We start from the raw sequence: 25298 nt of genomic DNA, 5'->3' as shown, positions 1-25298 counted from the left end.
CCACCACCCTTGTTCCGAGGCGGTGGCGGACAGCTGAACGAGATTGGTGCGCAGTTCGGTATCGGTGACGCCCTACGCGTCCAGAAGCTGCTCGGCCTCCCGAGGCTTGACGCGGTGCACGCGGGTCTCGATGCGCGAGAGCTTCGCGGCGGACCAGCGGCCCGCACCCTTCTTGAGTTCGCCGACTGCCTGCTCCTGGGTGAGCCCGGCTCGTTCACGCAGACCTTTCAGTGAGTCGGCGAGCTGCCAACGACGCACCACAGATGACCCGTTGGCCTGGCTCTGCGTCATGTCTGATGCCTTCCTGCCGTCTTCGTCGCGCGCTGCCTCTGGTGACCCGTTCGAGGGAAAAATGGAAGACCCACTATTTCCGCATCACCCATTCCCGCGTGATGTCACGTATTGAAGCGTCACCGTCACGTTCAGTGGGAGGCCATGATGTCAGTCGACAACGCCGCACGCCCCTCGGCCGTAACCCTCGTACCACCGCTCACCAAGGCCGAACTGGACACTCTCGCCGATGAGTTGGTGTACGACACCGCACCCCGGCTGTTCGCCGTAGTCCAGTCCTACGAGCCCGCGGACGGCGCGAGCGACGAGGCCGACGCGTGGGTCGCCGCCTGGGGGCTGGCGTTCGACGGGTGCGCCGAGATCGTGAGCGCGGGCGGCGGCATCCGGATGCGGGTGTGTTCGCCGGACCGGGCCGTGCGGAGGTTCGGCCGGGGGCGGGCGGACCTCAGTGCGCGGCTCGTGTGGGTGAAGCAGCCGTCCGGCGATTGAGGACGGACAACCCCTACCTGGGCAGCGTCGCCGGGTTGCCCCCGTTCGCCTCGTAGCCCGCCACCGCCAGTGCCCGGTACAGCGCGTACATCTGCGCCGGGTCCTCGTTGTGTGTCCACGGCGTCGCGCCTACGTGGCCGTCCACCCGGACGATCTGGTGCATCGCCTCCGACCAGCGCTCGGCCCGCACCAGGAAGACGATCAGCAGGTGTCGTACGTGGGCGAGCATCGGGTCGTCGGGGCGGGCCGCGTGGACCGCGAAGAGTGCGCCCTCCATCGCCTTCGACACCACCGCGCTGCGGTAGAAGTCCCGTACCAGCGCGATCTCCGGCAGGTGCTCGTACACCGCGAACAGCGGCAGCGCGGCCAGCAGTGAGCCCTTCGGGGCGCGCGCCGCCGAGGCCGTCGCGAAACGGTCCGCCTCCGCGCGTGAGCCGTGCCACTTCTCGCACCAGTAGTGCAGCGCCGCGAGATGCGCGCCCATATGGTCCGGCGCGCGGTCGATGACCTTCGCCCACAGCTGGTCGAACCGCTCGTGCGGATAGCCGAGGCCGCGGGCCACCGCCAGCTCGACGATGTACGGCACGGGGTCGCCCGGTGCCAGCAGTGCCGCGTCGCCGCAGACCGAGCGGGCCTCCTCCAGGATGATCCGGAAATCGTCCGTGCCCACCGCCGACGAGCGCCACGCCTGCTGCACCAGGAACTCCGCGTGCACCTGCGCGCCGCCCGCGTCCTTCGGCGACTGGGCGCGCCACGCCCGCAGCCACGCGCCGCCCACGCCGGGCTTCTGCTGGAGTTCCAGCGACGCCGCGCCCGCGAAGGCCTGGACGCGCTGCCAGCGCACCTCGCCCTCCTTGGCCGTCCCGGCGAGGAGCTGTGCCGCCGCCCGCCAGTCCTGGGTGCGCTGGACGACGTCGAGTACGTCGAGCAGGTCCTGGTCCGGTCCCGGGAGCCGGATGTCCAGCTCCTCCTGGCGTACGAACGCGTACGCGTCCGGGTCGGCGGCGTCGGGCGAGCCGGGCTCGACCTGGCGGATGCCACCGCGGCGGCGCCGCGCGAACGGGCCGACGACGGCCGCGACCATGCCCATCGCGATCAGGAACCAGAGAATCTCCATGCGTTCCATTGTCCCGGACGCCGACAGCTCTCTGAGCCGGGTCCGATCCGGCTACCCTCGGGCCTCATGAGCGACCAGCACAGCTTCGAGACGATCGCCATCCACGCGGGGAACACTCCTGATTCCCTCACCGGCGCGGTCGTCCCCCCCATCTATCAGGTGTCCACGTACAAGCAGGACGGCGTGGGCGGACTGCGCGGCGGCTACGAGTACAGCCGCAGCGCCAACCCCACGCGTTCCGCGCTGGAGGTGAATCTGGCGGCCCTGGAGGGTGGCCGGCGCGGGCTCGCGTTCGCGTCCGGTCTCGCCGCCGAGGACTGCCTGCTCCGTACGCTGCTGTCGCCGGGCGATCATGTGGTGATCCCCAACGACGCGTACGGCGGCACCTTCCGGCTCTTCGCGAAGGTCGTCTCGCGCTGGGGCGTGGAGTGGTCGGTGGCCGACACCTCGGACCCGGCGGCGGTACGGGCGGCTCTGCGGCCCCGTACGAAGGCGATCTGGGTCGAGACCCCGTCGAACCCGCTGCTCGGCATCAGCGACATCGTGGCCCTCGCCGAGGTCGCCCGCACCGCGGGCGCGAAGCTCGTCGTGGACAACACCTTCGCGAGCCCCTACCTCCAGCAGCCGCTCGCCCTGGGCGCCGACGTCGTCGTGCACTCGACGACCAAGTACATGGGCGGTCACTCGGACGTCGTCGGCGGCGCGCTGGTCACCGCCGACGACACGCTCGCCGACGAACTCGCCTACCACCAGAACGCGATGGGCGCGATCGCCGGTCCGTTCGACGCGTGGCTGGTGCTGCGCGGCGTGAAGACCCTAGCCGTCCGGATGGACCGGCACAGCGAGAACGCGACGCGCGTCGCCGAGATGCTGGCCCGGCACCCGAAGGTCTCGAAGGTGTACTACCCGGGCCTGCCCGAGCACCCCGGGCACGAGATCGCCGCCAAGCAGATGAAGTCCTTCGGCGGCATGGTGTCCTTCCAGGTCACCGGCGGTGAGCAGGAGGCGATCTCGGTCTGCGGCCGGGCGAAGGTCTTCACGCTGGGGGAGTCCCTCGGCGGTGTCGAGTCGCTGATCGAGCATCCGGGACGGATGACGCACGCCTCGGCGGCGGGCTCCCCGCTGGAGGTGCCGGACGACCTGATCAGGCTGTCCGTCGGCATCGAGTCCGGTGACGACCTGCTGACGGACCTTCAGCAGGCCCTCGCCTGAAGGGAGTTGGCCCGGCGGGCCGTCACCAGCCTTCCAGCGGTGGCGTCTTGTCGGACGGCGGGACCGACCACGGCTCAACGGCCCACGCCCACACCGTGAACGCGAGCACGGCCACCACGACGAGCAGCCAGAACAGCAGGCGCCCGGCGCGCCTGCGGTTCAGGACGCGGGTGCCGAGGGCGGTCGCGCGGGCCGTCAGGTCGACGGGGACCGGCGGATGCGGCAGGTCGAGCATCCGGCGGACCTCGTCCTCCTTACGGCTGTGGCCGCTCATCGCGCGGTCTGCCGGGAGAGCAGGGCCAGCAGCGACAGCGGCCAGGGCGGCGCGGGCCGCCGGGCCGGTGCGGGCCGGCGCATCGCGGCGACCGCCCGCGCGCAGATCGCGCGCACCCGGTCGACCGGCAGTCCGACCAGCGCCGCCGTCCGCTCCTCGGCGACCCCCTCGTACAGCCGCAGCACCAGGATCAGCCGCTCCTGCGGGCCGAGCCGGCCCAGCAGGCCCTCGCCGGTGCGGGGGTGGTGCCGCCAGGCGCCGCGTGCGTAGCGGGTGACGATTTCCTGGCGGGCGCGGTCGTACGGGTCTTCGCCGCGCAGCCGGTCCCAGTCCGCGTACGTACGGGCCAGGGCGGCCGTCAGCAGTTGTTCGGCGCGTGGCTTGGCGTCGGCGGGCTCACCCGTCAACAGCGTGGCGGCATGCAGCAGTCGGCCTGCCGCGCCCGCGACGAACGCCTCGAACTCCCGGGCGCGACGGCGATCCGTACCCGACTGCCGTCGTTCTCGCACACCTCATATGAGGACAGAGCCGGGCCCGGGTCAAGAGGCCGGCGGCTCCATGCCGGACGGTTCGGCGACCGGGGCCGCCCGGTGCGCGGCCGGTTCGGCGGACGCGGGGCCCGACTGCCGTGCCGACAGGGCGGTGTTGAACCGGGTGAGGAGCGTGCAGAACGAGTCCCGTTCCTCCTCCGTCCAGCCGTCCGTGACCTGCGACATCAGCTCGCGGCGCGAGGAGCGGACCTCTTCGAGGCGGTTCAGCCCGCGCACCGAGAGTTCCAGGACGACGGCGCGGCCGTCCTCCGGGTGGGACGTGCGTTTGACCAGGCCGGTGTCGACGAGCGGCGCGACCTGGCGGGTGACGGTGGAGGAGTCGATGCCCATCCCGGCCGCCAGCGCCTTGACGCCCATCGGGCCTTCCAGATCAAGCCGGTTGAGCAGCAGGTAGGCGGCGCGGTCCATGGAGTTGCGCACCTGGCCGACGCCGCCGAGGCGGGTCTGTTCGGCCCGTCGGGCGAAGACGGCCACCTGGTGCTGAAGTGCGTCGAGGAGTGGGGCTTCGAGGAGTGGGGCTTCGGCGAGTGGGGCTTCAAGAAGTGCGGCGTCGTCAGCCGTGACGACGGATTCGGTACCGACGGAAGGTGCCGGTGCGGACTCTAAAGGTGCGGAGCCGGAGGGGTCGGAACCGGAGGGTTCGGAGCCGGAGCCCGGGGAGGCCGACACAGCGGAAGTCATGTCCTGAGTAGGGGGCATGGCTGGGGCTCTCTCGTGCGGTGGTCGGTTGGTGGGGGACAGAGTACGCGGCCCCGCCCTTGTCCGTACCAGCCCCGCGTAAACCTGTGGACGCCCCCGGGTCCTGTCTTGTGGATCTTGCTGGGCTCGCGGCACCACCGCGACATCGGCCGCCGCGCGGCGGGCGCTCCCCGATCCAGTCTGATCCACAGGACAGGACCCGGTTCCGAGCGGCCGACCCGTCGATGAGCTGCGAGACTGACGGTCATGACCTTCGGTACGTCTCGTCCCACCGGATCATCGCCTTCCGCTTCTCCGCGCGGCTCCGCGCCCGCGCTGATCCTCGACGACATCCGCGGGGCACGGAAGATGCTCGCCGGGGTGGCGCGGATGACCGCGATGGAGGGCAGCCGGCATCTGACGCACCTGGTCGGCGCCCCGGTCCACCTCAAGTGCGAGAACCTTCAGCGCACCGGGTCGTTCAAGCTGCGCGGCGCGTACGTGCGTATCGCCGGCCTCTCCCCCGAGGAGCGCGCGGCCGGTGTCGTCGCCGCCAGCGCGGGCAACCACGCGCAGGGCGTCGCGCTCGCGTCGACCCTGCTCGGTGTGCGCTCCACCGTGTTCATGCCGGTCGCGGCGCCGCTGCCCAAGGTCGCCGCGACCCGCGAGTACGGCGCCGAGGTCCGGCTGCACGGTCAGGTCGTGGACGAGTCCCTGGCCGCCGCGCGGGAGTACGCGGCGGAGACCGGCGCGGTCTTCATCCACCCCTTCGACCACCCGGACATCATCGCCGGACAGGGCACGGTGGGCCTGGAGATCCTGGAACAGTGCCCCGAGGTACGGACGATCCTCGTCGGTCTCGGCGGCGGCGGCCTCGCCGCGGGCATCGCGCTGGCGGTGAAGGCGGTGCGGCCGGACGTGACGGTGATCGGCGTACAGGCGGAGGGCGCCGCCGCGTATCCGCCCTCGCTGCGGGCCGGGCGGCCGATGTCGATCGACGAGCAGCAGACGATGGCGGACGGCATCAAGGTGGGCCGGCCGGGCGAGATCACGTTCCCGATGGTCCGGGACCTGGTCGACGAGGTGCGTACGGTGTCCGAGGACGAGCTGTCCAGCGCGCTGCTGCTCTGCCTGGAGCGGGCGAAGCTGGTGGTGGAGCCGGCCGGGGCGAGCCCGGTGGCCGCGCTGCTGAGCACCCCCCGGGCGTTCCGGGGGCCGGTGGTCGCCGTGCTGTCGGGCGGCAACGTGGACCCCTTGCTGATGCAGCGGATCCTGCGCCACGGAATGGCGGCGGCCGGGCGCTATCTGGGGCTGCGGCTGCGGATCACCGACCGGCCGGGGGCGCTCGCGACGCTGCTCGGGGTGCTGTCGGTGGCGGACGCGAACGTGCTGGACGTGAGTCACGTACGGACCGATCCGCGGCTCGGGCTGACGGAGGCGGACGTGGAACTGCGTCTGGAGACCAAGGGTCCGGAGCACTGCGCGGACGTGGAGGCGGCGCTGCGCGAGGCGGGTTACACGATCCTGGGCTGAGCCGCCGACCACCACCTGGTCACCTTTACGTAGGGCTTACGTAAGTGTCTTGCCTATCGCGATGTATCGCGTTAACGTCAGGGTCTGCTTCCGTCGCCTTAGGCTTTCCCGCAGCACGGATCGCACCATTTGTACGCATGTACACAACTCTGGGAGTACCCCTATGCCAGGCGCCATCTACGCCGAAGGCCTGGTCAAGACGTTCGGCGACGTACGAGCACTGGACGGCGTCGACCTCGACGTCCCCGAAGGCACGGTCCTGGGCCTGCTCGGCCCCAACGGCGCGGGCAAGACCACCGCGGTCCGGGTGTTGACGACCCTGCTCCAGCCCGACAGCGGCAAGGCCGTCGTCGCGGGCATCGATGTGCTCAAGCACCCCAACGAGGTGCGCGGGAACATCGGCCTCTCCGGCCAGTTCGCCGCCGTCGACGAGTATCTGACCGGCCGCGAGAACCTGCAGATGGTCGGCCAGCTCTACCAGCAGAGCGCCCGCGCCGCGAAGGCCAGGGCCGCCGAACTGCTGGAGCGCTTCAACCTCACCGACGCCGCCGACCGCACCGCCAAGACCTACTCCGGCGGCATGCGCCGTCGCCTCGACCTCGCCGCGGCGCTCGTCGTCTCCCCGCCGGTGATGTTCATGGACGAACCGACGACCGGCCTCGACCCGCGCAACCGCCAGCAACTGTGGGGAATCATCGAGGAGTTGGTCGCGGGCGGTACGACGCTGCTGCTCACCACGCAGTACCTCGAAGAGGCCGACCACCTCGCCCACGACATCTGCGTCATCGACCACGGCAAGGTCATCGCACGCGGCACCGCCGACGAACTCAAGGCCCGCACGGGCGGCGAGCGCGTCGAGGTCGTCGTCCACGAACGCGACCAGATCACCCCCACCCACGACGTACTGGCCGGCTTCGGCAAGGGCGATGTGATGGTCGCCCAGCACACCCGCAAACTCACCGTCCCGGTCACCGGTGGAGCGAAACTGCTCGCCGAGATCATCAGGGAACTCGACGCCCGGGGTGTCGAGATCGACGACATCGGGCTGCGCCGCCCCACCCTCGACGACGTCTTCATCTCGCTCACCGGCCACGCGGCCGAGGAGGTCCAGGAGAACGGCGACGGACCGGCACCGGCCAAGGAGCCGGGCGCGACAGCGAGCACGTCACGGAGCGCGCCGGCCGGCGGGGCGGCGAGCACGACCACGGACCCGAAGGAGAGCGCCAAGTGAGCGCCGTAACCGAGGCCGCGCCCAAGGCCCTCGCCCCACGCCCGCGCGGCGGCATCGTCCAGTCCGTACGCGACTCGCTCGTGGTCGCCAAGCGCAATCTGATCCGGATGACGAGGATTCCCGAGGTGGTCCTTTTCGGGATCATCCAGCCGGTGATGTTCGTGGTCCTCTTCACGTACGTCTTCGGTGGCTCGATCCGAGTCGGCAACAGCACCAGCGCTGACGTCTACAAGAACTTCCTGATGGCGGGCATCTTCGCGCAGACCGTCACCTTCGCCACCGCCGGATCGGCCGCCGGTATCGCCGACGACATGCAGAAGGGCCTCGTCGACCGGTTCCGCTCGCTCCCCATGGCCCGCGGTGCCGTTCTCACCGGCCGTACGGTGGCCGACCTCGTACAGACGGCCATCACTCTGTTCGTCCTGGCGATCGTCGGGCTGATCGTGGGCTGGCGTCCCGGCACGGCGGAGCCGACCAACGCGGGGAAGATCCTGGCCGCCTTCGGCCTGCTGCTCCTGCTGGGATACGCCTTCACCTGGATCGGGGCGCTGATCGGTCTCTCCGTACGCACCCCGGAGGCGGCGACCTCGGGCGGGATCATCTGGCTGTTCCCGGTCACATTCGTCTCGAACGCGTTCGTGGACTCCAGCCAGATGACCCCCTGGCTGCGACACGTCGCCGACTGGAACCCCTTCAGCGCGGCGGTGCAGGCGGCTCGCACGTTGTTCGGCGATCCCGGCGTGTCCCAGTCCAGCGCTTGGCCCATGCAGCACTCGGTATGGGCGACGCTCATCTACTCCGCATTGATCGTCATCATCTTCCGCACCCTGTCGGTACGTAAGTACCGTCGCGCGGCCGGTTGACCACGCCTCCGCGAGCAAGCCCCCTCTCAATGGGCGAATTCGAGGGGGCTTGCGAGTGAGGAGCATCAGCCCGGCGCGGCCCGGCCTTGATCTCTCGGGCCAGTTGGCCATCAAGGTGTTTGGAGTGATCCCACTTCGTTCGCGGGCTCGTCGAGCCAGAGGGTGTGCGCCCCGTCCGTGTCGACGCTCAGGCCGTAGCGGTCGACGCTGGGGCGGCCGGCACCCACCCAGTGGGTGAGAAGGGGTTCCAGCTCGGCCCAGAGGTCCCGCGGGCCGTCATGTTCGAGCTTTGCCGTCCGAACGTCGAGTGGAGTGACGCGCGCCCAGGACGATGTGTTCGGCTCCCAGAGACAGCGGATCTCCTGGCCCTTGTCGTTCTTGAGGATGATCGTCTTGACAGTTGGGTGCGCGAGGGACGGAAGGAACTGAGCGATCTCGGCCCCGAGGCCGATCGGGAGGGAGATCTCCCGCTCGTAGCCGGCGTATGTCGTGGTCAGGTCGGTGAGTTGCTGGGGCGTGGCGCCGAGGGTGCCCGTGTCCGGCCGGGCCGCCATGAAGGCCGCCAGTTCGGGGAGGAACCGGCCCTCTGCGCGGTGATCGCAGTCGATGGTCAGGCGTGCGATGCCGTAGCCGACGTTGGCGACGATGACACCGCCGGGGCGGACCTGTTCCCGCCATGCGTCGGGGATGCGGCCGACACCGCAGGTGGCCAGCAGGCGGTCGTACGGGGCGTGCTCGTCGCAGCCGTCCAAGCCATCTCCGACAATCACCGTGGGCATGTGGTCGGACCTGCCGAGCCTGTCCCGCGCCAGGCTCACGAGGTCGGGGTCGACATCGAGCGACACAACGCGGTCGTCACCCAGGCGGTGGGCCAGTAGCGCGGCGTTGTATCCGGTGCCCACGCCGATCTCCAAGACCTTGTTGCCGTCCACCACGTCCAGGGCTTCGAGCATTCGGGCCATGAGGGAGGGGCGCGTGGAGGAGCTGGTGGCGACACCAGTCGCGTCGAACTGCGTAAGCAGCGAGGTGTCCCGGTAAGCCGCAGTGGGCCACATCGGATCAGCCTGGTCGTACGCGTGCAGGCTCCCCTCGGTCCGCACGGTGAACTTGGGCACGAAGAGGTGCCGCGGGACGCTGGAGAAGGCGGCGATCCAGCGCTCGGAATGCAACGACCCGGCGGCGGTGAGCTGGTCCGTCATCAGGCGGCGCAGCTCGTAGGCGGACGGGGTGGCGGTGCTCATGGGGCGCCTTCCAGTAGGTCAGCAAGTGCTTGGGTGATGGGGGTACGAAGCTCCGGGACGAACGCCCACTGGCCATTCGGATTCAGGTCGATCAAGTGCCACTCCCCGCTCTGGTCAACGAGGAAGTCCATGGCGGCGTAATGGAGGCCGAATGTGTTCAGCAACTTGCGAACGCCGGACGCGATGCCACAGGGCACCTCGCAGAGCTCGTAGGTGTGGCTGGCGTAGTCCGTACGGATATCGATGCGTGCGGCCTTCGACGAGGTATGGATCTTCGCCGCGAACATCCGACCGGCTACGACGGTCAGGCGAACCTCGTACGCCTTCGGTATCCACTCCTGGAACTGGTGAGCGGTGAAGCAGACAGCGTCCGTGATCTCTGCGGCACTCACCCTGGTCGTCCACAAGGCGTACGGGTCGCCGCCGATGCCGCTGGCGCCCTGAGTGCCGAGGGCTTTGTACGCGGCCACCCGGCCAGGCAGATTCCCGACGAAGGCGCGGGCCTCGTCCGGGTGGTTGGTGATCCGCGTCTCGGGAATGCTCAAGCCGCACCGAGCGGCCGTTGCCAGGGCAACAGGCTTGACACCCGCGACGGCGTTGCGCCTCGGATGATTCAGCCAGGCGCATTCCAGTGTCGCCAGCAAGCCGCCGAGGCCGGCACGGGCCTCGGCGGCTGCCCATTGCACATCGTCGCCCGACAGGTCGGGGTGGAAGCGGTGTTCCGACGGACGCCGGTAGTAGACGGAACGAACGCGACCGAAGTCCAAGTCCCGGTGCGAGCCCCGTAACCCCCCGTCCCAGTTGGCCCGGCGGGGGCCGATGCGTGCTGCCAACTTCAGGTTCTCGGGGAAGTCTCCGGGATCAAGTCGGTGTACGGATACACCTCGACCGGTGAGTTCCGCGATGACGAGATCAGCAGTCGCGTCTTTGGGGCCAGTAAGAACCAGGACAGTCATCGGTCAAATCCTTCGCTCAGTCAGCCGGTTTGTCAGTCGGTGTCGTTGGCCTTCTCCTCGTCGAGCTGGCTGTCCTCCGTGGTCTGAGCCACCGTTTCGAGGCTGGAGGCCATCGACGGGGCGTGAATGAACGGCTCCCCACCGTCCACCGTCACGCTGATCTGCCTCTCCTGGCAGAGGCGCAGCGCGGGCCACACCCCGGCGCTCGGACGAACCGGCACCGCCTTGGTCAGCCCGAAAGGGCGAACCGCCCCCGCGGCCGGTTCGGCGAACGTGTGGTCCATGACCTGACTGGTGGTCATCTGGTACTCCTTCGTCTCGTGAGATCTGCTTCGTCTGGCCGGCGTCCGGGCGGAGCCAGCAGTCATTGCTTCGAGCCGCCGGGACTACTTGTTCCCGTTCTTTTTCTTTGCGGCCTTCTCGGCGGCTCGGCGCTCTGCGCGGTTGCCGGTCGCACTGGGCTGGACACCCTGAGTCTTGGACTTGCGAGTGGTCATGCCGTCACTCGCTCCTCCGACGCCTACGTTGCGCTTGAAACGGACCAACTGATCTCCTTCCATCGCGGGTAAACCCGGCCCGGCTGGACCTGTCCTTCTTCGGGGGATGGCATCAGCCGGGCCGGGCGCTGAACCCGCCTCCTCTGGGGCTTGACCACAGCGCGGGGCGCGCGGACGGGCCTTCTACCCAGGGAGACGGGAGTCGAGGTTGGCGTCTTTGGCCGTGACGTACTGCCAGACCATGCGGTCGAGTTCGTCAAGGCACCAGGAGCAGGCGAACAGCGGAGCGTGGGCTCCACCGGACACAACCGGGCCGATCCAGATCACCGGAAGGCCAACGCGACGGCACCACAGCCAACATGCGCCCAGAATCCACTCCCTGCCATCGTCGGGGCGGGAGGGGACGGGGCGACCATCCGCCGGGTAGACCGTCAGGCCATTCGGCATCATTCGGGTCAGCCTCCCTGCCAGATCGCAAGAACCAACGCACTGCCGAGAGCCAGCACACTCACCATGTAGGCCACCTGCTGTGCCTTCTGGTTCACGTGCCCTCCTCCTCCGCCGGGGGCTCCGGCTCGACCGGCGGAAGGCCCGACGGCACGAGATACAGCCTTCGCGACTCGGCCAGCTTCGACAGCGAACTTCGGGGGTCGCGAACGGGGAGCGGCGGAGCCTTCGGCTCACTGGCCATGGAACTCAGCCCCACCCTGCTGGTCGGCGTAGGTCTCGACGAATTGGGACGTCAGTTCCGCCACATCCCGCATGTACTGCCACGCCACGACAGTGGGGTCGTCGCTCGTCGGCCGGCGGTCGACACGAAGCAGTCGGTACGCGGTCTGGTACATGCCCCGAACGGCTGCGTCGAGATCAAAGTTGAGATCTTCGCCAAGCAGGAGTTCGAGCATCCCGACAAGTGCTGCCGTGGTGGAGGCAATTCGAGGGCGGGCATCCCGCGAGACGGGCATCTCTCGGGCGGCTGACACGGTATCGCGGATCGTCCCCACGTCGATCGCGTAAGCCTTGGGGCTGGAGGGCTCGCCGATGGCTGCACTTCCAGCGCCGCTGGTGGCCTTGGGCTCGTACGTCTCGGCCTGTGTTTTCGCCTGCGACTCGATGCTCGCGCTGAACTCCTTGCTTGGAGTTGTAGTTCAAGACGATCGCTGGGTTCACTCCGGTTACTCGCCCGATCGCCCTCTGTAACAAGTGAACTGCGCAGGACCAAGATCGGTTCACACAGAACTTGCACAACGGAAGTGCCGGAGAGCGCAGTTGGGGGAACGGACCCCTTGACGTGGGAAGGTGAGGTGCATGGAGAGCACAAGCGCTGGCGAGAACATCGCCGTACTTCGCAAGGCGCGGGAGATGTCGCAGGCTCAGCTCGGTCGAGCCTCGTTGCTGAGCGTTTCCTACCTCAGCAAGATCGAGACCGGTCTCAGGCCGGTCACGCCGCCTGTCGCAGCAGCCTGCGGGAAAGCCTTGGGTGTTACCACGGCCCGCATCTACGGTCAGCCTTTCCGCGACCGCCCCCGCACGGAGGCCGAGCGCCTTGATGCGCTGCGAACGGCGGTGCGTCGGCACACACTCCCGAAGGAAGACGTGCCAGACCCCGAGGCGCTGGCCAGCGACCTGAAGAACGCGGCACATCTTCGGGCGGAGGCTCAGTACCTCGGATTGCTCGACGTCCTGCCGAAGTTGCTTGGCCAGGCAACGGCGACAGCCTTCGCCGCTGGTGGCGACGCTGTCGCCTGGGGGCAGGTCGCCGACCTCTACGGATGTGCCTACGCCGTTGCTCACCGGCTCGGGGAGCCCGACCTTGCGGACGTGATCGTTTCGCGGCAGCAATGGGCGGCGCACCAGACGTGGAATCCGGACGCGGAGGCCGCGGCGGCGTGGAACGAGGCCGGCACCTACCAGTCGGCCGGCCACTACGATGACGGGCTCACCATCGTGGACCGCGCCATCGTCCAGTACGAACGTCTCGACAGCAGCACCTCCGCCCGCGCGGTCGTCCTTGGTTCACTCCACCTGCGGGGGGTGGTTCTCGCCTCTCGGCACAAGGACGCTGCCGCCACGGAGGCCCACCTGGTTCGGGCTCGCGATCTTGCTGCCAAGCTCCCCCAGGCCGGCGATGTGCTCTTGCACAACCTGACCTTCGGGGCAGGAAACACCGCGCTGTACGAGCTCGCTGCCCACATCGAGTTGGATCAGCCAGATCGGGCGGTGAACATGGCGACGCCCCTCCTGAGCAAGCCGCCAGTGGGATTGAAACCAAACCGCATCGGCCGACTTCACATCGACGTAGCGAGGGCACGACTGGCCGTTGGAGATGTGGCCGGCTCCGAAGAGTCTCTGAAGACAGCCTTCAAGGTGGCGCCGGAGATGACGGAGGTGCACCCCATGAGCCGAGAAGTGCTCAGGGTTCTCTTCGTGATGCATCAGAGGACGCGGCCGGACTTGATGGCGATGGCCAAGCGAGTTGGGCTGACCGACTGAGCTCGTCGCTCTCAACGGGCGCCACTGGAACGACAGAAGACCCCCCAGCCGCGAGGCCGGGGGTCTTGGTCTTGCCGAGTCGGCCAGCCAGCCTTTTGGCGAGCTTCGCTTGCTGTTTCATCAGCTTCGTCTGCTTCTTGGTCTGCTTCTTCGTGGCCTTGGTGTAGGCCGCGGTGCGCTCCTTGTCGGAACGGAAGTCGACCGCCCCGAGCGTCGACAGCGACATGACCTTACGAGTAAGACCCATTTTCTCCCCCTTGCCTTCACAGATGGAAGATCATGCAGGCCCTACGCCGACCTCACGATCGTGACAGCGGCAACCCAACGACCGACAGGCGAGCCCTGAACGCGCCCGCGAATCGAGCGAGTTGAGGCGACGCTCGTACGATCTCGCCCTCAGGGTCGGCAGTTGCACTCAAGCCGTTGGGCCGCCTACGATTCTGAGACGTGTCGTATCTACCCGCGTCATCCCGGTTGACCAGAGTCCGGTCATCGCAGGGCCAAGTTGCGGGCGACACGAGCATATGAGTCGGCACTTGAAGCTCTGGCCCCTTACAAGGGCGTCTCAGCGCCCCCTCTGTACGTGCTCCCGCCGATGCACGTGACCGGCGTGGTCGACGACCAGTACACCGCCAGCCGGGCGGCAAGCGGTGGTCGGGAGGGCTGTGACTACGTGAAACATGACGAGGTTGCGGGCTGTGATCACTCGAAGACTGGAGAACTCCCTTCCCGGAGATGATCATCGGGCTGATCCAGCCCATCATGTTCGTGGTGCTCTTCACCTACGTCTTCGGCGGCTCCATCAACATCCCCGGCGCCCCCGCCGGCAGCGCCCAGGCCTACCGTGAGTTCCTGATGGCGGGCATCTTCGCGCAGACGGTGACCTTCGCCACCGCGGGCGCGGGCGCGGGCATCGCCGACGACATGCGCAAGGGGCTGATCGACCGGTTCCGCTCACTGCCGATGGCACGCGGCGCGGTCCTCACCGGACGTACGCTCGCCGACCTCGTACAGACCGCCCTGACACTCGTCGTCCTCGCGGCCGTCGCCCCTGTTCATCGGCTGGCGCACCCACGAGAACATCGGCAGCGTGCTCGCGGGCTTCGGGCTGCCGCTCTTCCTCGGCTACGCGTTCTCCTGGATCGGCGGGCTGATCGGGCTCATCGTCCGTACGCCGGAGGCGGCCACGTCAGGCGGGCTGATCTGGCTCTTCCCGCTGACCTTCATCTCCAACGCCTTCGTACCGGTCAACGGCATGCCCTCGTTCCTTCAGCACATCGCGGAGTGGAATCCGTTCAGCGCGACCGTGCAGGCGGCGCGTGAGCTGTTCGGCAACACGATCCCGGGCCGGCCGGCCTCGGTGACCGGCGCGTGGCCGATGGAGCATCCGGTCTGGGCCTCGCTGATCTGGTCCGCCCTGATCATCGTGGTGTTCCGCACGCTGGCGGTACGGCGCTACCGCTCCGCCACCGCGTAGTCCGTACCTCTTGGCTCGTACCTCTGGCTCGTTACTCCGTCCTGATCCACCGGCCACGGGGGTGCCGGTGGATCAGGACGGACAGATACGACCGGTGAAGCGCCCTAGCTAGCCCTGGTAGGGCTTGGCGGCCAGGATCTTCACCGACGCCTTGTTGCCGTTCGGCAGCTCGTACTCCGCGTCGTCGCCGACCTTCTTGCCGTTCACGCCCACGCCGAGCGGCGACTGCGGCGAGTACGTCTCGATGTCGGTGCTCGCGTACTCACGCGACGCCATCAGGAACGTCAGGGTGTCGTCCTCGTCGCCGTCGAAGGCGATCGTCACGACCATGCCCGGCTCGACGATCCCGTCGTCGGCGGGGGCCTCGCCTACCTTCGCGTGCTCCAGGAGCTGGGTCAGCTGGCGCACCCGCAGCTCCTGCTTGCCCTGCTCCTCCTTGGCCGCGTGGTACCCGCCGTTCTCCTTCAGGTCCCCCTCCTCGCGGGCAGCCTCGATCTTCTGGGCGATCTCGACGCGGGCGGGACCAGACAGGTGATCCAGCTCGGCCCGGAGCTGGTTGTACGCCGCCTGGGTGAGCCAGGTGACGTTCTCGCTGGTCTGGGTCACAGGTGCTCCTCGTAGGTACAGGTACTGGGAATACAAAGCAACGCCCTACTCAGAAGGATGGTCCTTCTCGGGTGGGCGAAACCACGAGCCTAACAATTCCGCGGCGCGTGGGCAGGACGAAAGGCGTCAGAATCACATCGGCGCAGGTCAGCGCCGTGAACCGGGGCCGAAGCCGGGGAGGGTCAGTGCCGGATCAGGTCGGGCCGCGGGCGGCCGGGCGGGAATGGACCGCGGGCGCGCTCGTCAGCCACGGTCAGCCGCCGTCCGGTGTGCACCCGACGAGCTCCGCGCTTGTCGCGCTCCTGGTCGTACGGATGGTGATGACCTCGTCGATCCGGGTCTCGGGACCCTCGACGCGGACGTCCTTGCGGCCCACCTCGGCGCCGTCCTCCGCGCGTGAGCGCAGCAGGCACGAGCCGGCCGCGTTCCGGTCCTTGCGGACTTCGAGATGCGCCTCGACCCGGGTGTCGGAAACCCGCTTGAATTTGATCAGCTCGCCCGAGACACTCTGGCCTGCCACATAGTCGTAACCGAACCAGCCGACGAGCGCGAGCAGGCCGACGCCGAGCACCGAGCCGACGATCTTGAGCTTGCGGTCCGCCCGCTCGTCCGACGAGCGGCTGTAACGGCCTTCGGGAAGAACCGGTGGGCGTACCGCGGTCATGATCTTTCCTCCCCGGAATTTTCCGTGCCTCGATTCCGTCACTATAGAAGCCGCCCGACGCGACATATCACTGAGGACCGAGTCTTGACTGACCAGCTGCGATTGATGGCCGTGCACGCCCACCCCGACGACGAGTCGAGCAAGGGCGCGGCCACCATGGCCAAGTACGTATCCGAGGGGGTGGACGTGCTGGTCGTGACCTGCACCGGTGGCGAGCGCGGCTCCGTCCTCAACCCCAAGCTCCAGGGGGACGCCTACATCGAGGAGCACATCCACGAGGTACGCAAGAAGGAGATGGACGAGGCCCGCGAGATCCTCGGCATCAGACAGGCGTGGCTCGGTTACGTGGACTCGGGCCTGCCCGAGGGCGACCCGCTGCCGCCGCTCCCCGAGGGCTGCTTCGCGCTGGAGGACGTCGACGTGGCGGCCGGCCGGCTCGTGCGGATGATCCGCGAGCAGAAGCCGCAGGTCATCACGACGTACGACGAGAACGGCGGCTATCCGCACCCCGACCACATCATGACCCACAAGATCTCGATGGTGGCCTTCGATGCGGCGGCCGACGCCGAGAAGTACCCCGAGGCCGAGTTCGGCCCGGTGTGGCAGCCGCGGAAGCTCTACTTCAACCAGGGCTTCAACCGTCCCCGTACGGTCGCGCTGCACGAGGCGCTGCTGGCGCGCGGTCTGGAGTCCCCGTACGGGGACTGGCTGAAGCGCTGGGAGGAGTTCGGGCGCGACGAGCGGACGCTGACCACGCATGTGCCGTGCGCCGACTTCTACGAGATCCGTGACAAGGCGCTCATCGCGCACGCCACGCAGATCGACCCGGACGGGGGCTGGTTCCGGGTGCCGATGGACATTCAGCGGGAGGTCTGGCCGACCGAGGAGTACGAGCTGGTGAAGTCGCTCGTCGATACCTCCCTCCCCGAGAGCGACCTCTTCGCGGGCATCCGCGACAATGCCTGATATGTATGCGACCCAGGCAGTGACGCAGCTCGTCCCGCTCGCGAAGGAGCTGGACGAGAACAAGGTGACGCCCGGCGCCCTCGGCTTCGTCGTCTTCGCCGTGATGGCGTGCGCCGTGTGGCTCTTGATGAAGTCGATGAACCGCCACATGGGCAAGGTCGACTTCCCGGAGGAGCCGGCGGACGGGGCGGAGCCCGAGGAGGCGCGTGCGGCGTCGGTGGGCGGCCGGCGCACGACGTAGGGCGCGGGCGCACCCGTACCCCGCCTTCACACTCCCGCAGACCGCCCCTTCGGGGCGCGTGGTCAGCGGGAGTGTCCGGCTTTCCCGACGCGGGTGGGCGCGGGCCGGTGACCGGGATCAGGCGGGTGCCGCCTCCACCGGGACCCCCATCACCTCGCGTGCGTGCCGGCCCGGCACCATGCCCAGGCGCCACGCCTGCCAGCCGTCCTCCAGCGTGACCCCGCGCTCCAGCATCACCGCGAACGTCTCCGCGCACTCCTCCAGCTTGCCGTCGCGCGACGGGTGCCGGGCCGCCGTCAGCTCGGCCAGCTCCTGCTCCGCCACCACGGACCCGACATCGACGCCGCCCGCCGAGCCGTACGGCAGCAGCGTGCAGCGCAGGAAACGGGCCCAGTCGGCGCCGCGGTGGTCGCCGTACGAGGTGAACAGCGCCACCGCCTCGTCGCACAGCGTCAGCGCCTGGACCGCCTTGCTGTTGCCCGCGTCGATGATCGCCAGCTCCAGACAGGTCCACGCCTCGCCGTGCGCGACACCGATCCGGCGGAAGTCCGCGCGGGCGTCGACCAGCAGTTGCCGGGCGAAACCGGAGTTGCGGAGATTGCCGGTCTGGGCGGCCCGCTGGTCGCGGGTGACCCGGCCCGAGTGGTGCCGGGCACAGGCCAGTCCGTACACGTCGCGCATCCGGGAGAACATCGAGCGCGCCCGCTCCAGTTCGCGTACCGCCTGCGCGGTGTCGCCGCACTCCTCCAGCGCCTGGCCCAGGTAGTACAGCGTCCACGCCTCGCCACGCGCGTCCTCGTTGTCCCGGTGGCGGGCCAGGGCCTGGCGCAACTGGTCGGCGGCCGACTCCGGTTCGCCGTCCACCAGCCGGCCGCGGGCCAGCTGGGTCAGCGCCCACGCCTCGCCCCGGCCGTCGCGGGTACGCCCGTACAGCTCCAGCGCCTGGCTCAACTCCCCCTCGGCGCGCCGCACATCACCCAGCCGCAGACACACCTGGCCGAGCTGGAAGTGCGTCCACGCCTCGCCGTGCAGCGACTCGCCCGCGCGGTGCAGGGTGAGCGCCGTCGCCAGCAGCCCGACCGCCTCGGTGAGATTGGCGCGGTCGCGCTCCACGGCCGCCAGCGCGTGCAGCGTCCAGGCGCGGTCGGTGCCGAGTTCGGCCGGGGCCTGGAGGTCGAGCGCCTCGCGCAGCTTCGCCGACGCCTCGTTGAGATTGCCCTGGTGGTGCAGGGTGATGCCCAGCGAGCAGAGCGCGCGGGCCACCCCCGCGTCGTGATGCGCCTCGCGGTACAGGTCGACCACGGACGTCAGGGTCGTCCGCGCCTTGTCCAGCTCACCGAGCTGCCGGGCCGCGATTCCCGTACGCCACTGCACGGAACGGGCCAGCAGCCCCTGGTCCACCGCCTGCGTCAACTCGCTGATCTCACCGAGCCGGTAGAGGTCCCCGCGCAGCAGGCAGTAGTCGCAGAGCGCGCCCAGCAGACTCAGTACGGCCGCCTGGTCGACGCCCTCCGCGTGCCGCAGCGCGGCGGTGATGAAGCTCGACTCGTCGTCCAGCCAGCGCAGCGCGGCCTCCAGCGAGGAGAAGCCGTGCCCGCCGAACTGGTCGGCGCGCGTGGACGTCTTGCCGTCGACCAGCCGGATCACCGAGTCGGCCAGCTCCGAGTAGTTCTGGATGAGCCGCTCCTGCGCGGCCGTACGGTCGGCGGCCTCCTCCTCGTCCAGCAGCCGCGCGAGCGCGAAGTTCCTTACGACGTCGTGCAGTCGGTAGCGGCTCGCGCGTACGTGGTCGATCAGACCCGCGCGGGCCAGCACGGTCAGCAGCCGCTCGGCCTCCTGCTCGTCGGCGCCCAGCAGCGCGGCGGCGGCAGCGGCGCCGAGCGACGCGCGCCCCGCCAGCGCGAGCCGCCGCAGCAGCCTGCGCGCCTGCTCGCTCTGGTCGGTGTAGCGCAGCCACAGGGCACGCTCGGCCGGGTCGACCGGGCCGTACGCCTCAAGATCCGTGGCCAGTTGGTACGACGTACGCGAACCGAGCGACGAGCCCGCGACCCGCAGCGCCAGCGGCAGACCGCCGCACAACTCACCGATCCTGTCGATGGTCTGGGCGTCGTACGGGCCGCCCACCGGCTCCTCGCCCGCGGCGCGCAGCAACTCCTCGCAGCCCGCGCCGTCCAGGGCCACCACCGGCAGCTGGTGCACCCACGCCGGGGTGTCGGGTGCCAGCTCCACCGGCTGACGGGCCGTCACCAGCACCAGGCTGTCGGAGCGTTCGGGCACCAGGGTGCGGATCTGCTCCGCGTCCGAGGCGTCGTCCAGCACGATCGTCACCGGCAGGCCGGTCAGATGCTGGTGGTACAGCTCGCTGAGGCGCCGCACCTGCTGCTCGGCCGACGACCTTTCACGGAAGAGCAGTTGCTCACGGGGCGCGCCCAGCCGGTTCAGCAGATGCAGCAGCGCGTCCCTGGTCGACAGCGGCGCCTCGCCCGCGTCGCCGCCCCGCAGGTCCACCACGCACGCCCCGCGGAACTGGTCCCGCAACTGGTGCGTCGCCCGCACCGCGAGCGTGGTCCGGCCGGACCCGGGCGCCCCGTACAGCACGACGACCGTCGGTTTCGTCTCCGTCGACGCGCGGGCCGCGTGCACCCAGCGCGCTATCTGCCCGATCGCCTCGCGGCGGCCCGCGAACGGGCCGTCGGACTCGGGGAGATGGCCGAACGACTGCTCAAGGACGCTGCGTCTGCGGGCGGCGGCGCTGCGGTCGGCGCCGCGCAACCGCGGGACGACGGTGGGCTTCTTGGTCGTACGCCGCGTCGCCTGCGTCAGCACCCGCTGCTGGTCCAGATACGGGCGGATGCCCCGTACCTCCAGCGCCGTCAGCCATTGAAGCCTCAACTGCTCGCTGTCGCCCGGCTGTCCGGCGGCCCCGGCACGTCCGGCCGGACGCCCCGCCGATGCCACCGTGGCGACGCCCGTCGCCGCACCGACGACCGCGACGATCACGCCCGTGCCGACGGCCGTGCCGGTACCGGTTCCGAGCCCGACATCGGCGGCGACGGCGGAGGCGGCGGCAACGCCCGCCACCAGCAGGGGCGTTCGCAGCGCGCCCCCGCCCAATCGCTCGGCCAGGGTCCGCCGTTCGGCGTCGGCCTGGTCGAGCGCCGCCTCGTACAGCGCGTACTCGTCCTTGGCGGACTCCGTCATGACCTCCAACGCGCCCCGCCCGCGCGACAGGAGGACGTTGCCGTCGATCCGACCGCCGGAGCGCCGCACCTCTTCCTCCACGGCGCGTACCAACAGCCTCTCCGCCTCGGTCCGATGGCTGTCCCGCATATGCGTCCCCCTCCGAGAGCATCCGGTGCTGTGGCGAACTCCGCGTCAGTGTCCTGCGCGGAGCGCGCGAGCGCGAGGCGGCCTGCCGGGCCCGCGGCGGCCAATGTCGCCGGTCCGCGAAGGGTGCCTACGCGCGCATCTGATGCGTACGTGTGCCCGTACTTCCGCGTACGGGTGCCTGTACGTCTTGCCCGCGCGGCGCCTGTGTTACGCCCGCGGCGGAAAGAGCCCGGTCAGGAGCCTCGGTGCGTGGCCCGGGGGAGGGGCCCGGCTTACGCTCGGACGGCCGGTGTGGTGCCGGCTGCCGTACCGGAGCGGAGCCGGTCCACAGCTGACGGAGGAATCCATGGGTGAAGGCGTCCTGCGTGCCGTTCCCGGTCCGGGCCGAGGTTCCGGCCACGGCCACGGCCCCGGACACGGTTCCGGACACGGCCCCGGCCGGGACAACAAGCCCGACGAGCCGCTGATGCGGGACCTCGTGGGGGCCGCGCTGCGCCGGGCCCGGCTGCGGCAGGGCCGCACGCTGCGGGACGTCGCCGACCGGGCGCAGGTGTCGCTGCCGTATCTCTCGGAGATCGAGCGCGGGCGCAAGGAGCCGTCGTCCGAGGTGCTGGCGGCCGTCTGCCGCGCGCTCGGCCTGCACTTGGTGGACCTGGTGGGCGCGCTGCACTCCGACCTGTCGACGCCGTGGGGCGCCGCCACCCCGCGCCGCGACGCCGGCCGCCGGGACGGCCGGACGATGGCCCTGGCGGCATGACGCGTCGAGGCCAGGCGCGTCGTGGCCAGGCGCGTCGTGTCGGTCACCGCCGGCCCGCGCGGCTGTCGGCGCACGATCCGCCTCCCCCGTGCGGGGGAGGCGAATCACGGACCCGGCGCCACGTACGGTCTCAGCGCCCGCGCTCCGCCAGTTCCCGGGTTGTGATCACGCCGTCGACCAGGCCGTACTCCTTCGCCTGCGCCGCCGTGAAGTACTTGTCCCGGTCCGTGTCCTCCCGCAGCCGCTCCACGCTCTGCCCCGTGTGGTGCGACAGGATGTCCTCGATCTCGGCCCTGGTCCGCAGCACCTCGGCCGCCTGGATCTCCAGGTCCGCCGCCTCGCCCTGCCCCTGGGTGGACGGCTGGTGCAGCAGCACCCGCGAGTGCTGGAGCGCCGTCCGCTTGCCGGGCGCGCCCGCGGCGAGGAGTACGGCGGCCCCCGACCCCGCCTGGCCGAGACAGACGGTCGCGACGTCCGCCCGGACGAACCGCATCGTGTCGTAGATCGCGGTCAGCCCGGTGGCCGAGCCGCCGGGGGAGTTGATGTAGAGGTGGATGTCCAAGTCGCCGCTCTCGTGGTCGAGATGGAGCATCTGCGCCATGATCACGTTCGCGACGCCGTCGTCGATCGACGTGCCGAGGAAGATGATCCGCTCGGAGAGCAGCCGGCTGAACACGTCGTAGGAGCGTTCGCCGTTCGGTGTCCGCTCGACGACGACGGGGACGGTGTACTGCCCGCTCATGCCGTCGCCCCCTGGGTCGTGGTGCCCGCGGGTCCGAAGCCGAACCCGCTCGCCGCGTCCCCGCCCAGCTCCGCCACACCGCGTACGACACGGTCCACGAAGCCGTACTCCTTCGCCTGCTCCGCCGTGAACCACCGGTCCCGGCGCTGGTCGGCCGCGATTGTCTCCAGACTCTGGCCGCAGTGCTCCGCGATCAGCTTCTGCATGGTCAGCTTGGTGTACGCGAGATTCTCGGCCTGTACGGCGATGTCGGCCGCCGTCCCGCCGAGCCCGCCGGACGGCTGGTGCATCATGATCCGCGCGTTCGGCAGGCTGTAGCGCTTGCCGGGTGTCCCCGCGCAGAGCAGGAACTGGCCCATGCTGGCGGCGAAGCCCATCGCCAGGGTGGCGACGTCGTTCGGGATGAACCGCATGGTGTCGTAGATGGCCATCCCGGCGTGGACGGAGCCACCCGGGCTGTTCACGAACAGGATGATGTCGCGCCGGGGGTCCTCCTGCGACAGGAGCAGCAGTTGGGCGCAGATCCGGTTGGCGATCGCGTCGTCCACCTGTTCACCGAGCACCACGATCCTGCCGTGTTGCAGGCGGCCGGCGATCCGGTCGTCGAACGGCACCGCGGCGGTCTCCGCCGCCGCGAGCCGCGGAACGGTCGAGAGCATGTTTCCTCCATGACCCGGCTCCCGACGGCGGGTGCTCACCCGCCTCGGCCGGTCCTGACCACCCTGCGGACGCGGCTCCGGCGGAAGCGAGTGATTCTGCCGTGCGGAGATCTGCTGCCGGCAGACCGGGGGCGACCACCGGAGGTGCCGCGGTGGCGGTCGCGCGTACTCGCCGCTCCGTCTTACGCATCGCGCGTAGATGTGCAATCTTGGCCGCGTGACCGGCAGTGCCACCCGCGCGAGCGTCAACTGACGCTCTTTCAGGTTGAGTTGAGTTCTCGTGTGGATCGGTGCGAGTCGGCATGCTACGCGCGTAGTTGACCTCCCCGCCCCCACCGAAGAGGAAATTACAGTGAACAGGACCCTCAGAAGCGCCGCCATCGGCACCTCCGCCCTCGCCCTGGCGTTCTTCTCGTTCCCCGCGCTCGCACAGGCCGCCCCCGCCGACGCCAAGGCCCCCGTCGGCGCGCTCGCCAAGCTCAGCCACGGCACCGCCGCCGCGCAGCTGGGCAACGCCGGAATCGGCATCCGCTCCAGCGGGGGCTGTTCGGACCGCAACAACCCCACCTGTACGTCTCTCGACCAGGTGAACTCCGCGACGATCCAGGGCGCGATCACCCTCAAGGGCGCCACCGGCTGCGCCATGACCGTCACCGGCGGCACCGAGACCGGCCACGCGGCGGGCGCCTACAGCCACTGGAACGGCTACAAGCTCGACTTCGCCATGTCGAGCTGCCTGACCAACTACATCACCGGCACGTTCACGTCCATCGGCGGCGGCAAGTGGCGGTCGGGCTCCGGGAACATCTACTACAACGAGGTCAACCACTGGGACGTGACCTACCACAACTGCGGTGGCTGCTGACCGCGTCCACCCCGCCGTGTGTCATCCCGCAGGGCGCTCCCTCGCGCACGGGGGCGAGGGAGGCGCCCTGTGGGAGGTGGCCTACGGGGCCAGGTGCGCGGTGTCGTCGCGAGTAAATGAACTGGCCCTGTGCGGTGGGTAGTTGATAGCGTCACCTCGTGAAAAGCACTTCCATACGCAAGCGCGTACTCGTCGCCGCGGCACTGGCCGTGGCCTTCGTCGGCGCCTCATCGACGCTGTCCACCGCATCGACACCGTCCCCCTCCGAGACGCCGTCCACCGTCGCGGCGGCCAACACCCACTGGCGGTTCACCAACCAGGTGACCGGTGACTGCCTCGCCGGAGAGGCTTCGGGGGCCGTCACGCTCGCCGGGCCCTGTAACAGGAGCAAGCATGAGTGGGACTGGATCACCAGCGACAGCTGGGAGGGCGGGAACCTCCTCATGAACGCCGAGACCGGGCTCTGCCTGACGACCAACTACAAGCCCTCGCAGACCAGGGTCTGGTCGAGCACGTGCGACAGCAAGAACCCGGGGCAGCGCTGGCGCTGGGACACCCAGGACCGCGGCATCTGGGCCGCCAAATGGGACACCCGGCTGCGCGGCGCCCCCGGCGCGACGACCGTTCACACGGACGTCCCGCAGGGCACGCGTGACCAGTGGTCGGCGTTCATCTTCCAGGTCTGACCGACCGAGGACTACGGGGCCGCGGGCCGCGCCGACCGATGAAACGGCCGGCGCGGCCTCCACCGGGCGGAAGCCGCCGGCGCACGGGGCGAACGGTCCACGGCGGAGCCGCCGCAGTCGGCGAGCTTCGCCGCCGGATCGACCGCGATCCGGCCCGTCGCGATCCGGCCCGTCGCGCGCCGGTGCGGGACTTGGCCGTCAGATGGTTCCCAAGTCCACGGTTACGGGGAAAGGCGCGGCAGCCTTGATCACGCCGGTGAACATCTCGCCGTCTCGGTATGCCTTGGTGGCGGGGTCGAGAACGTAGGTGTAGATGATGGGGACACCGGTTGCGGCCTGCTCGATGCGCCAGTAGAAGGGAATGCCCGACTTGGCGTACTGGTCCACCTTCACGATTCGGTCGGTGGTCTCCGAGCCGGGCGATACGACCTCGACGACCAGGAGTACGTGTTCGGGGCGGGTGGGCGTGAGGTCGATGGTCTCCGCCCGGTAGACGACGACATCCGGACGCCGGTTGGTGAGCGGAACGTCCTGCAGGCGGACGTCGAAGTCCGTGTCGGCGTTCCAGTCCGGGCCCGCGGCGGCGTCCAGGGCATTGGCCAGGATCCGGGCCAGCCGGTTGTGCCGCTTGGAAGCACTCGGGCTCACTACGACCATCCCGTCCACGATCTCAATGCCGGCACACTGTTCCTCGGACCAGGAGTCGTACTGTTCCGCGCTGATCTGCGTATGCATCCACGCGGGCGCCACCATCTCGGCGGTCACGGTGTACCTCCTTCGAGGAGCCTCAAACAGTTCCAGCGCCGTTGGGGCCAGCCTACTGTCCTGTGATGCCGAGACGCCCGTTCTCAGGTGGTGCGGGCGCACAGCGCGCCGCTG

28 protein-coding genes and 1 pseudogene are annotated in these 25298 nt (G+C 69.6%); 13 read left to right on the top strand and 16 right to left on the bottom strand.

Going from position 1 to position 25298, the window contains the following annotated elements:
* Positions 1–72 precede the first annotated feature (72 nt).
* Entirely contained in the window at positions 73–291 is a 219-nt protein-coding gene (locus tag OG700_RS13215) for a helix-turn-helix domain-containing protein (protein WP_405613102.1), read from the bottom strand.
* Between the two features lie 147 nt (positions 292–438).
* Here OG700_RS13215 and OG700_RS13210 point away from each other — a divergent pair, with 147 nt between their 5' ends.
* The gene (locus OG700_RS13210; RefSeq protein WP_405613100.1) at positions 439–780 is read left to right on the top strand and encodes a hypothetical protein; all 342 of its coding nucleotides are present in this window, start codon (positions 439–441) and stop codon (positions 778–780) included.
* A gap of 13 nt (positions 781–793) precedes the next feature.
* Here OG700_RS13210 and OG700_RS13205 read toward each other — a convergent pair whose 3' ends face one another.
* On the bottom strand, positions 794–1897 hold the full coding sequence (locus OG700_RS13205) for a hypothetical protein (protein ID WP_405613098.1): 1104 nt from the start codon (positions 1895–1897) through the stop codon (positions 794–796).
* Positions 1898–1963: 66 nt separating this feature from the next.
* Between OG700_RS13205 and OG700_RS13200 the strand changes: the two genes are divergently transcribed.
* On the top strand, positions 1964–3109 hold the full coding sequence (locus tag OG700_RS13200) for a cystathionine gamma-synthase (protein WP_405613096.1): 1146 nt from the start codon (positions 1964–1966) through the stop codon (positions 3107–3109).
* Positions 3110–3131: 22 nt separating this feature from the next.
* Here the strand turns inward: OG700_RS13200 and OG700_RS13195 are convergent, their stop codons facing one another.
* The 3 genes from OG700_RS13195 to OG700_RS13185 are packed head-to-tail and all read right to left on the bottom strand — an operon-like array spanning position 3132 to position 4408.
* On the bottom strand, positions 3132–3383 hold the full coding sequence (locus tag OG700_RS13195) for a hypothetical protein (protein WP_405613094.1): 252 nt from the start codon (positions 3381–3383) through the stop codon (positions 3132–3134).
* Positions 3380–3892, bottom strand: a complete 513-nt coding sequence (locus tag OG700_RS13190) for a sigma factor-like helix-turn-helix DNA-binding protein (RefSeq protein WP_405613092.1) — start codon at positions 3890–3892, stop codon at positions 3380–3382. Before OG700_RS13190 ends, OG700_RS13195 begins: the two co-directional genes overlap by 4 nt.
* A gap of 30 nt (positions 3893–3922) precedes the next feature.
* A complete protein-coding gene (locus OG700_RS13185) occupies positions 3923–4408 on the bottom strand; it encodes a MarR family winged helix-turn-helix transcriptional regulator (protein ID WP_405613090.1) in 486 nt (161 codons plus the stop codon).
* A gap of 3 nt (positions 4409–4411) precedes the next feature.
* Between OG700_RS13185 and OG700_RS13180 the strand changes: the two genes are divergently transcribed.
* The 4 genes from OG700_RS13180 (at position 4412) to OG700_RS13165 (ending at position 8239) form a co-directional block, all read left to right on the top strand.
* Positions 4412–4540 carry a hypothetical protein gene (locus tag OG700_RS13180; protein ID WP_405613088.1) on the top strand — a complete coding sequence of 43 codons (129 nt, stop codon included), beginning with the start codon at positions 4412–4414 and terminating at the stop codon, positions 4538–4540.
* A gap of 441 nt (positions 4541–4981) precedes the next feature.
* Entirely contained in the window at positions 4982–6145 is a 1164-nt protein-coding gene (ilvA, locus tag OG700_RS13175; RefSeq protein WP_405621664.1) for a threonine ammonia-lyase, read from the top strand.
* A 163-nt stretch (positions 6146–6308) separates the two neighbouring features.
* Positions 6309–7376, top strand: a complete 1068-nt coding sequence (locus OG700_RS13170; RefSeq protein ID WP_405613086.1) for an ATP-binding cassette domain-containing protein — start codon at positions 6309–6311, stop codon at positions 7374–7376.
* A complete protein-coding gene (locus OG700_RS13165; protein WP_405613084.1) occupies positions 7373–8239 on the top strand; it encodes an ABC transporter permease in 867 nt (288 codons plus the stop codon). The genes OG700_RS13170 and OG700_RS13165 overlap by 4 nt, the downstream gene beginning before the upstream one ends.
* Positions 8240–8349: 110 nt before the next feature.
* Here OG700_RS13165 and OG700_RS13160 read toward each other — a convergent pair whose 3' ends face one another.
* From OG700_RS13160 to OG700_RS13140, 5 genes are all read right to left on the bottom strand, one after another.
* Positions 8350–9480, bottom strand: coding sequence for a methyltransferase domain-containing protein (locus OG700_RS13160; protein ID WP_405613082.1), 1131 nt, complete (start codon positions 9478–9480; stop codon positions 8350–8352).
* Positions 9477–10436: an ATP-grasp ribosomal peptide maturase gene (gene tgmB / locus OG700_RS13155; protein ID WP_405613080.1), complete on the bottom strand. Its 960-nt coding sequence runs from the start codon at positions 10434–10436 to the stop codon at positions 9477–9479. Before tgmB ends, OG700_RS13160 begins: the two co-directional genes overlap by 4 nt.
* Positions 10437–10468: 32 nt before the next feature.
* A complete protein-coding gene (gene tgmA / locus OG700_RS13150) occupies positions 10469–10738 on the bottom strand; it encodes a putative ATP-grasp-modified RiPP (RefSeq protein WP_405613078.1) in 270 nt (89 codons plus the stop codon).
* Between the two features lie 736 nt (positions 10739–11474).
* Positions 11475–11624, bottom strand: a complete 150-nt coding sequence (locus tag OG700_RS13145; RefSeq protein ID WP_405613076.1) for a hypothetical protein — start codon at positions 11622–11624, stop codon at positions 11475–11477.
* Positions 11614–11937 carry a hypothetical protein gene (locus OG700_RS13140; RefSeq protein ID WP_405613074.1) on the bottom strand — a complete coding sequence of 108 codons (324 nt, stop codon included), beginning with the start codon at positions 11935–11937 and terminating at the stop codon, positions 11614–11616. Before OG700_RS13140 ends, OG700_RS13145 begins: the two co-directional genes overlap by 11 nt.
* A gap of 304 nt (positions 11938–12241) precedes the next feature.
* Between OG700_RS13140 and OG700_RS13135 the strand changes: the two genes are divergently transcribed.
* Positions 12242–13426 (top strand): helix-turn-helix domain-containing protein, encoded by a 1185-nt coding sequence (locus OG700_RS13135; RefSeq protein ID WP_405613072.1) that lies wholly within the window; start codon positions 12242–12244, stop codon positions 13424–13426.
* A gap of 720 nt (positions 13427–14146) precedes the next feature.
* A pseudogene (locus OG700_RS13130) lies at positions 14147–14903 on the top strand (ABC transporter permease); the annotation flags it as partial.
* A 108-nt stretch (positions 14904–15011) separates the two neighbouring features.
* Here OG700_RS13130 and greA read toward each other — a convergent pair.
* Together greA and OG700_RS13120 are read right to left on the bottom strand one after the other, a co-directional pair.
* Positions 15012–15509: a transcription elongation factor GreA gene (gene greA / locus OG700_RS13125; protein WP_405613070.1), complete on the bottom strand. Its 498-nt coding sequence runs from the start codon at positions 15507–15509 to the stop codon at positions 15012–15014.
* Between the two features lie 253 nt (positions 15510–15762).
* Positions 15763–16173, bottom strand: coding sequence for a DUF4307 domain-containing protein (locus tag OG700_RS13120; RefSeq protein ID WP_405613068.1), 411 nt, complete (start codon positions 16171–16173; stop codon positions 15763–15765).
* Between the two features lie 84 nt (positions 16174–16257).
* Here OG700_RS13120 and mca point away from each other — a divergent pair, with 84 nt between their 5' ends.
* The gene (gene mca, locus OG700_RS13115; RefSeq protein WP_405613066.1) at positions 16258–17139 is read left to right on the top strand and encodes a mycothiol conjugate amidase Mca; all 882 of its coding nucleotides are present in this window, start codon (positions 16258–16260) and stop codon (positions 17137–17139) included.
* Positions 17132–17380, top strand: a complete 249-nt coding sequence (locus tag OG700_RS13110; RefSeq protein WP_405613064.1) for a hypothetical protein — start codon at positions 17132–17134, stop codon at positions 17378–17380. The genes mca and OG700_RS13110 overlap by 8 nt, the downstream gene beginning before the upstream one ends.
* A 117-nt stretch (positions 17381–17497) precedes the next feature.
* Here OG700_RS13110 and OG700_RS13105 read toward each other — a convergent pair whose 3' ends face one another.
* The gene (locus OG700_RS13105; protein WP_405613062.1) at positions 17498–20710 is read right to left on the bottom strand and encodes a tetratricopeptide repeat protein; all 3213 of its coding nucleotides are present in this window, start codon (positions 20708–20710) and stop codon (positions 17498–17500) included.
* A 346-nt stretch (positions 20711–21056) separates the two neighbouring features.
* Between OG700_RS13105 and OG700_RS13100 the strand changes: the two genes are divergently transcribed.
* Positions 21057–21467 (top strand): helix-turn-helix domain-containing protein, encoded by a 411-nt coding sequence (locus OG700_RS13100; protein ID WP_405613060.1) that lies wholly within the window; start codon positions 21057–21059, stop codon positions 21465–21467.
* 130 nt (positions 21468–21597) lie between these two features.
* Here OG700_RS13100 and OG700_RS13095 read toward each other — a convergent pair whose 3' ends face one another.
* Both OG700_RS13095 and OG700_RS13090 read right to left on the bottom strand, forming a co-directional pair.
* Complete coding sequence (locus OG700_RS13095) at positions 21598–22209, bottom strand: ATP-dependent Clp protease proteolytic subunit (protein WP_405613058.1); 612 nt, start codon at positions 22207–22209, stop codon at positions 21598–21600.
* Positions 22206–22868: a ClpP family protease gene (locus OG700_RS13090; RefSeq protein WP_405613056.1), complete on the bottom strand. Its 663-nt coding sequence runs from the start codon at positions 22866–22868 to the stop codon at positions 22206–22208. Before OG700_RS13090 ends, OG700_RS13095 begins: the two co-directional genes overlap by 4 nt.
* 352 nt (positions 22869–23220) lie before the next feature.
* On the opposite strand from OG700_RS13090, the gene OG700_RS13085 reads away from it, so the two are divergent.
* On the top strand, positions 23221–23733 hold the full coding sequence (locus tag OG700_RS13085; RefSeq protein WP_405613054.1) for a hypothetical protein: 513 nt from the start codon (positions 23221–23223) through the stop codon (positions 23731–23733).
* Between the two features lie 158 nt (positions 23734–23891).
* Entirely contained in the window at positions 23892–24419 is a 528-nt protein-coding gene (locus OG700_RS13080) for an RICIN domain-containing protein (RefSeq protein ID WP_405613052.1), read from the top strand.
* A gap of 198 nt (positions 24420–24617) precedes the next feature.
* On the opposite strand, the gene OG700_RS13075 is transcribed toward OG700_RS13080, so the two are convergent.
* Positions 24618–25184 carry a Uma2 family endonuclease gene (locus tag OG700_RS13075; RefSeq protein ID WP_405613050.1) on the bottom strand — a complete coding sequence of 189 codons (567 nt, stop codon included), beginning with the start codon at positions 25182–25184 and terminating at the stop codon, positions 24618–24620.
* Between the last annotated feature and the right edge of the window lie 114 nt (positions 25185–25298).

Origin of the sequence: Streptomyces sp. NBC_01508, from assembly GCF_045040315.1 — a bacterium.
GTDB lineage: Bacteria > Actinomycetota > Actinomycetes > Streptomycetales > Streptomycetaceae > Streptomyces.
This window is presented reverse-complemented; position numbering and strand designations above follow the sequence as displayed.